General features: G+C 69.6%; 7 protein-coding genes. 1 reads left to right on the plus strand and 6 read right to left on the minus strand.

Annotation, left to right across the window (positions count from 1 at the left end; translation table 11 throughout):
• Nucleotides 1–2,558, plus strand: a 2,558-nt coding sequence (locus E1218_RS33980; RefSeq protein WP_233712653.1) for a glucosidase family protein, incomplete at its 5' end; no start/stop codon positions are given.
• Nucleotides 2,559–3,012: 454 nt separating this feature from the next.
• On the opposite strand, the gene E1218_RS33985 is transcribed toward E1218_RS33980, so the two are convergent.
• From E1218_RS33985 to E1218_RS34010, 6 genes are all read right to left on the minus strand, one after another.
• Nucleotides 3,013–3,780, minus strand: a complete 768-nt coding sequence (locus E1218_RS33985) for a hypothetical protein (RefSeq protein ID WP_132327150.1) — start codon at nt 3,778–3,780, stop codon at nt 3,013–3,015.
• Complete coding sequence (locus E1218_RS33990) at nt 3,777–4,727, minus strand: ATP-binding cassette domain-containing protein (RefSeq protein ID WP_132327151.1); 951 nt, start codon at nt 4,725–4,727, stop codon at nt 3,777–3,779. The genes E1218_RS33985 and E1218_RS33990 overlap by 4 nt, the downstream gene beginning before the upstream one ends.
• Entirely contained in the window at nt 4,727–5,179 is a 453-nt protein-coding gene (locus tag E1218_RS33995; protein ID WP_233712654.1) for a GntR family transcriptional regulator, read from the minus strand. The genes E1218_RS33990 and E1218_RS33995 overlap by 1 nt, the downstream gene beginning before the upstream one ends.
• A gap of 81 nt (nt 5,180–5,260) precedes the next feature.
• Nucleotides 5,261–6,001 carry a GOLPH3/VPS74 family protein gene (locus E1218_RS34000; RefSeq protein WP_132327152.1) on the minus strand — a complete coding sequence of 247 codons (741 nt, stop codon included), beginning with the start codon at nt 5,999–6,001 and terminating at the stop codon, nt 5,261–5,263.
• On the minus strand, nt 5,994–6,203 hold the full coding sequence (locus tag E1218_RS34005; RefSeq protein ID WP_132327153.1) for a hypothetical protein: 210 nt from the start codon (nt 6,201–6,203) through the stop codon (nt 5,994–5,996). The genes E1218_RS34000 and E1218_RS34005 overlap by 8 nt, the downstream gene beginning before the upstream one ends.
• A 9-nt stretch (nt 6,204–6,212) precedes the next feature.
• Nucleotides 6,213–7,124: an SPFH domain-containing protein gene (locus tag E1218_RS34010; RefSeq protein ID WP_132327154.1), complete on the minus strand. Its 912-nt coding sequence runs from the start codon at nt 7,122–7,124 to the stop codon at nt 6,213–6,215.
• Between the last annotated feature and the right edge of the window lie 89 nt (nt 7,125–7,213).

Here is a 7,213-nt window from a genome sequence, read left to right on the forward strand (position 1 = left end):
CCACTGTCCTGGCCGGTACGGCGTCCGCGACCGCCGGCTCGGCCCCGGCCACCAGCACGGACGGACCGGTGGCCCACGCCTCCGAGCTGTCCGAAACCACCCGGCTCGCCGACCGGCGCTCACTGGTCGTCGGCGACCGCGCCTACGCGATGGGCGACGAGACCGGCCTCTACCCCGCGGCCGGCTGGCACATCCGCGGTGAGATGGGCGGCTTCTGGACGCAGCCGATCAAGCTCCTCGACGGCCTGTGGTTCGGCGTCGACGGCGCGTGGCTCGGCAAGGACGTGGCGGCGCAGAAGTACACCAGCGGCCACGGATACAGCCGGATCGACTACTCCGGCGACGTCCGCGTCCGTCGGACCGACTTCGTCCCCGACGGCATCCGCGCGACCCTGGTCGGCCTGACACTGCAGTCCGGTACGGCGAAGACGGTCAAGCTCGACGTCGATGCGCACTCCGAACTGATGTCGTCGTACCCGTGGGGCTGGACGACGCCGAGTGCGGCCGACGCCAACCTGCCGGACACCGGTGCGTACGCCGACGGCTCGCTCCGGTTCCGCGAGCAGGGCACCCCGTCGTTCCCGAACGCGACCGCCCACGACTACGCCGCGTTCGTCGGATCGTCCCTGCGTCCGACGAGCCACTCGCTCGGCCCGGACAACCGCGGTCCACAGGACCCGGCAGTGATCTGCCCGGCCGAGGGTACGACGCCCGCGCGCTGCGACGACTCGCTGGTCGGCAAGGGCACCGGCGGCCGGCTCACGTACGACGTCGAACTCGCACCGGGCAAGCCGAGGACCATCTGGTTCGCGGTCGCCGGCTCGGACGACGGCGTGTCCGCGGCCCAGCATGAGTACCGCCGTGCCCTGAGCAGTCCAGATGCGTTGCTGAAGGCAAAGGTCCGCGACCGCCGGCACATCGACCGCATGTCGGTGGTCGACCTGCCTGGTGACCGGTTGCTGCAGCAGAGTGTCGAGTGGAGCAAGCAGAACCTGGCGGACTCGGTGCAGGAGGCCCGCAACCTGCGCATCCGCGACGTCAACGAGGGCAAGGACTACCCGGCTCCGGCCGGCACCGTGGAGACAGCGCGCTGGTTCGGCGCGGGCTTCCCGGACTACCCGTGGATCTTCGCGACCGACGGTGAGTACATGGCCTTCGCCGCGGTGGCGGCCGGCCAGTTCGACACCGTGAAGGAACACCTGCGCGCGCTCCGGGACGTCAGCGACATCCTCAACGACCGCAGCGGCAAGGTCGCGCACGAGGTGGTCCCGACCGGCGACGTGTACTTCGGGTCCAACCAGAGCGCCGGGAACACGGACGAGACGGTGAAGTTCCCGAGTGCGGTCGCGCTGCTGTGGCGGTGGACCGGCGACGACCGGTTCCGGGACTCGATGTACGACTTCAGCGTCCGCAACCTGCGGTACGTCTACCGCGAGCTCGACAAGGACGGCGACGGCTGGCCGGAAGGTCTGGCCAACGTCGAACGGAGTGGGATGGGCGTCGAGAAGCTCGACAGCACCGTCTACCTCGCCCGTGGTCTGCGCGACCTCGCCGACCTGGCCGCGTCGAAGCGCGACCGGAAGGTCCAGCAGTGGGCGACCGCCCGGGCCGACGACCTCGAGTCCCGCTTCGAGGCGCAGTGGTGGGTCCCGCAGGCGATGGGGTACGCCGACTCCGTCGACGACCCGGCCGACCCGGCGAACGACAACACGCCGATCTTCCAGCGGCACTGGATCGGCGTCACCCCGATGGAGGCCGTGCTGAACCGTCCAGGGCAGCCGGACTCGCCGTTGTCCTCGGCCGAGCACGCGGCGATCGCCCTCGACCAGCGCGAGAAGCCTTGCTACACAGGCGAGTTCGGCCTTTACCACACCGGCACCGGGCCGACCTCCGATCCGGCCGGCAATCCCGGGCCGTCGTGTGACCCGGTCGTCTCGCAGGTGAAGAGCGAGCGGGCGATGTTCGGGCTGAACACCGCCATCATGGCGGTTGCTGAAGGCAACTACGGGCGGCTCGGGAGGGGCCAGCAGCAGGTGTACACCACCGGCAACGCGCGCATCCAGCTCGACCCGTCCGTCTGGGAGACGCCGGGCGCGATGCCCGAGATCGCGCCGTCGCCCGACTCGCCGGCGAACATCGGCCGGCCGTTCTACGACCGTTCGATGTCACTCCAGGCCTGGGGCGCGTACGGCATTCTGTGGCCGGTGGTCCACCAGCAACTCGGCGTGGACCCGGACCTCGGGTACGGCCGGCTCGCGGTGGTCCCGCAACTGCCCGAAGGTCAGCAGAAGGTAGCCGGGAGCAACATCCGGGTCGGCCGCGGAGCGGTCGACGTGTCCACACGCCTTGCAGGCAAGGAATTGCGGACCGACGTGATGGTCAAGGGCGTCGGCGCCGACGTCACGATCGGTGCGGTGCTGCCGGCCGGCGCGACGGTGAAGCGGGTCACGGTGGACGGCCGGTCGGCGGCGTACGAATTGGTCACCAGCAGCCGTGGGGTGGAGGTGCAGGTCGCGGCTCGCGGCTCGTCCTCGACGCTGAGGATCACCATGAAGTGATTGCCTGACCGAACCCCGACCGCCGGCCGGCGCACAACCGTTCTGTGCGCCGGCCGGCTTGTCGTCGGTTGTTAACGACACCGAACGGTGCCGATAGGTCGTGTCTGCAGCGCACAGAAGCGGGGCCCCTCCGAGTATGAGTCGGAGGGGCCCCGCATAGCTGAAGGAAGGTGACGTCTCCAGCCTCCCGAACGGGTCCGTTGAGCCGGCAGACCCCGTCACCGGTCTACCTCGGTGGGGATCCCCACCGCAAGGGTCCTCGGTTTCCGTTCGACCCGCCGCTCGGATCAGAAGCGGCGTGTCGACATTTCTACCTCCGCGCCCACGGCGGCACAACCCTTTCCAGCCAAGAGATTTCGTCAATTCGCGAGCGACCGCGTGTCGTCCACAGCGACCACGCAACCATCCACAGAAACCGTCCAGGTTATGCACACCCCCTGTGCATAACCTGGGCTCATCCCTTCGCCGGTTTCAGTGCCATCGGCCGCAGCAGAAGGTAGCCGACGTACACACCGAGTGCGCTGACCACCAGGATGGTGGGGACGGCGACAGCGAGTGGCGGACGGTGGTAGCCGATGCCGTTGAGGGCGTCGGCAAGCCATTGAGCGATCAACAGGAACTCGGCCGCGGCCGCCGGTACGACCGCGAGCGGCAGCAGCGCGACGCCGCGCCAGAAGCCGAACCGGTAGAAGGTGATGCCGAGCAACCAGCCGGCGGCCTCGTGCGACAGGATCAGCAGGAAGAACTCGGCGAAGATCAGGCCCGCCTGCGAGGTGTCGCCGAACAGGTGCGGGTTCGCCAGCGTTTGCGCCCACCCGCGCCAGTCGTAGAGCCCGTGCTCGACCTGGTACACCAGCACCCACAGCGCGGCGGTCGCGACCGCGGCGCCGGTGAGATAGATGCCTGCGGCAACGGAAAACATCCGGCGGGTGACGCCCTGGGCGATCAGCAGGCTGAAGAACGCCGGGGTCACGGTGATGCCGAGCGCCATCGAGAAGTACTTCGGCGACTGAGTGCCGTAGTCCCACGTGCTGTGCTCGATCCCACCGGTGGCGAGCTTGAACCCGACGCCGACCGCGACGAACGACACCACCATCACGATCCAGTAGCCGACCAGCATCGGCCGGGTGCCCGACATCATCGCAAACAGCACCTGCCGCAGCCGGTTCGTCGCGGTCGTCCCGCGCGGCAGCGCCGGCGGCCGGTCGAGTACCGCGCTCATCGCCGTCCTCCCTGACCGCTCGACGTGAGGTGCACGAAGAGATCCTGCAGGCCGACCGGGCCGATCTCGAGACCGGCCGCGCGCGCCTGGGCCACGAGCGCGGGATCCAGGTCGCCGAGCACGGTGGTCGACTTGGTGCCGCCGATCTTCTCCTCCGCGAGCACGGTGAACCCGCCGGTGAACTCGTCCACCACCGCGGCCGGCCCGACGATCGACGCGCCGCGACCGCGGAGCGCGTCCACCGGCGACTGAGTCACCAGCCGGCCGTCGTCGAGGATGACGACCTCCTCGAGCATCGTGCTGACCTCGCTGACCAGATGGGTCGACAGCACGATCGTCCGCGGCACCTCGGCGTAGTCGGCGAGCAGGGCGTCGTAGAACAGGTTGCGCGACGGCACGTCCATACCGAGGTAGGTCTCGTCGAAGAGCGTCAGCGGCGCGCGGCTGGCGAGCCCGAGCACGACTCCCAGTGCGGATCTCTTCCCGCGGGACAGCTTCTGCACCTTCTTGTTCGTCGGAACCTCGAACCGGTCCAGGAGCTCCCCGGCCACGTCGCCGTCCCAGTACGGGCGCAGGCTCGCGGCCAGCCCGAGCACGTGCTTGACGAGCGCCGCGTCGACCAGGTCACCCGACTCACGGATCAGGCAGACCCGGCTGGTGACGACCGCGTTCTCGTACGGCTCGACCGCCGTACCGAGGTCGCCGCCCTCGAGCAGGACCCGGCCTTCGTCCGGTCGCCGGAAGCCGGCCAGGACAGCGGCCAGCGTGCTCTTGCCGGAGCCGTTGCGGCCGAGCAGGCCGTGAATCTTCCCCGGCGCCAGCCGCAGGTCGAGCCGGTCCAGCGCGGGCACGCCGGCGAACCGGACCGACAGGTTCTCCGCCCGCGCCGCCAGCGCGGACCCGGCCTCGGTGGCCGGTTCGGTGGAGTGGAGGGTCTGGTAGGTCATCAGGCGTCTCCGTAGATCGCGTCCGGTGATCCCGCGCCGTCGCGAGCAGGCGCTCGGTGCCGTGCCGAGTGCCGCGCAGCAGGCGCGGAATCAGCGGACACGATCTGGCGTCGGATGTGCTGGACGACGTCCTTCAGCGGTACGCCGATCGCCTTGGCCTCGCGGATCATCGGGTCGACAACGTCGGCGAAGAACGAGTCGCGGCGGCCGGTGCGGAGCAGGTCCCGGGCGTTCGGGCTGACGAACATCCCGATACCGCGCTTCTTGTAGAGCACACCCTCGTCGACCAGTTGGGCGAAGCCCTTCGCCGCGGTGGCCGGGTTGATCCGGTAGAACGCGGCGTACTGGTTGGTCGACATCACCTGTTCGTCCTCGGCGAGGGCGCCGGTGACGATGTCGTTCTTGATCTGCTCGGCGATCTGCAGGTAGATCGGACTCCGGTCGTCGAACATCACCGCCTCCTCCCCGGGAGCGACAGGTTCATAGGTTCATTACTTGAGTGACGAACCATAGCACCGGCGCCGGTCCACCGATCAACCGGCTTCGTGGGACGACGCCTGGATCGCCTTCTTCAGCGCCGGCACCACCGGACCGACCCGGACGGCGAGCTGCGCGATCCGGTCCTTGTGGCGCTTGCGCTGCTCCTTGGTCACGACGGTCCGCAGGTCACCGGTGGCGGCCAAGGTCAGCACGGCCGCGTCGCGCAGGTCGATCCGGGTGACCAGGCGGGCCGGCCGGAGTGCGTCGGTGGCGTTCCGCAGCAACTGGCGCCGAACCAGCGGATGCCGGAGCGTCACGCGGTACGTCGGGAAGAGGCCGAAAGCACGATAGTGCTCCACCTTGATCAGGCGGGCCCGCTCGAGCTCGTCCCGGACGTCGCGGACGATCCGGCCGTGCCGCCGGTCGATCCAGGTCCGCCACTTGCGCGGACCGACCCGGCGGATGTCCTGGAGAACTTCGGCCAGCACCGGGTCGGCCGGAGCGGCGGCCTTGCTCAGCCGGGCCCGGCCGTTGTCGTCGGCAAGGTTCCCGCGGAGCTGGAGATCGACGAGCGCGGCCGCCCGGAGAATCCGGCCGAGTTTGGTCCACCGGCCCACCAGTCGCCCGGTCTGCGGGTCGTACGCGAGCAGGAAAAGCCTTGCGGCCAGAGAGTCCGGGGTCTTCACCCGGCCGAGAGCGACCATTCGTCGCCGGCTGACGGCGGGCCGTCGCGGCAAGGTGCCGCGGGTACCCCGGACGAGAGTGAGGTGACTGCTGCCGCTGCTGCTACTCATCGTCGTCCTCCTTGGACGGGCGGCCCGGACGGCGCATCCGGCCGACCCCGGACGGGAGCCGGCCGGCGTCCGCGAGCGCCCGGCGGAGCAGGTACTCGATCTGGGCGTTGGTGCTGCGCAGGTCGTCGGCTGCCCAGCGGGCCAGCGCGTCATGCACCACGGGATCCATCCGGAGCAGGATCTTCTTACGTTCGACGGCCACGGTGGCCGCTCACTGGTAGAGCGAACCGGTGTTGACCACCGGCTGGGCGTCCCGGTCACCGCACAGCACCACCATCAGGTTGCTGACCATGGTCGCCTTGCGCTCCTCGTCCAACTCGACCACCTCGTGCTCGGACAGCCGGGCCAGGGCGAGCTCGACCATGCCGACCGCACCTTCGACGATCCGCTGCCGGGCGGCCACGACGGCGCCGGCCTGCTGGCGGCGGAGCATCGCCTGGGCGATCTCCGGCGCGTACGCGAGGTGGGTGATCCGGGACTCGATCACCCGGACCCCGGCCGCCTGCACCCGGGCGCCGATCTCGGTCGACAACGTCTCGGTGATCTCGTCGGTGCTGTCCCGCAGCGACAGGCCGCCGTCATCGGTGTGCACGTCGTACGGGTAGCTGTTGGCGATGTGCCGGACCGCGGTCTCGGTCTGGATCGCGACGAACTCGACGAAGTCGTCCACCTCGAACATCGCCTGCGCGGTGTCCTCGACCTGCCAGACCACGACCGCGGCGATCTCGATCGGGTTGCCGTCGGCATCGTTGACCTTGGCAACCGCCGTCTCGTGGTTCCGGATCCGGGTGGAGACCTCTTTGCGGGTCGCGATCGGGTTCACCCAGCGCAGGCCGTCGGTCCGGATGGTCCCGGCGTACCGGCCGAGGATCTGCAGCACCCGGGCCCGCCCCGGCGCCACCGGCGTCAGCCCGCCGGCCACGATCAGGCCGGCCAGGAAGACCAGGATCGACACCGCGATCAGCGCGCCCTGAGACTGCCCGGCGCCGACGATGAACAACGCCACCCCGGCGACCACCAGCACGAACGCCAGCCCGGCCATCGGCCAGCCGTTGATCTCCCGGGCCACCCGCTCGGTCACCTTCGGCGCCGGCATCTCCACGGCCACGTCCAAGTCCGCCATCAGCACTCCTTTCGAATAGCTAAAAGTTATCATCGTGATATCACTTTTTCAACCCGGCTCAGCCGCCCCCCGGTCCCGCACCCCGGTCC

This window comes from Kribbella turkmenica, from assembly GCF_004348725.1.
Lineage (GTDB): Bacteria > Actinomycetota > Actinomycetes > Propionibacteriales > Kribbellaceae > Kribbella > Kribbella turkmenica.

Coding starts and splice junctions, on each gene's coding strand:
- E1218_RS33985 (WP_132327150.1), bottom strand. CDS start 3,780: ATGAGCGCGGTACTCGACCGGCCGCCGGCGCTGCCGCGCGGGACGACC.
- E1218_RS34000 (WP_132327152.1), bottom strand. CDS start 6,001: ATGAGTAGCAGCAGCGGCAGCAGTCACCTCACTCTCGTCCGGGGTACC.
- E1218_RS34010 (WP_132327154.1), bottom strand. CDS start 7,124: ATGGCGGACTTGGACGTGGCCGTGGAGATGCCGGCGCCGAAGGTGACC.
- E1218_RS33995 (WP_233712654.1), bottom strand. CDS start 5,179: ATGTTCGACGACCGGAGTCCGATCTACCTGCAGATCGCCGAGCAGATC.
- E1218_RS33990 (WP_132327151.1), bottom strand. CDS start 4,727: ATGACCTACCAGACCCTCCACTCCACCGAACCGGCCACCGAGGCCGGG.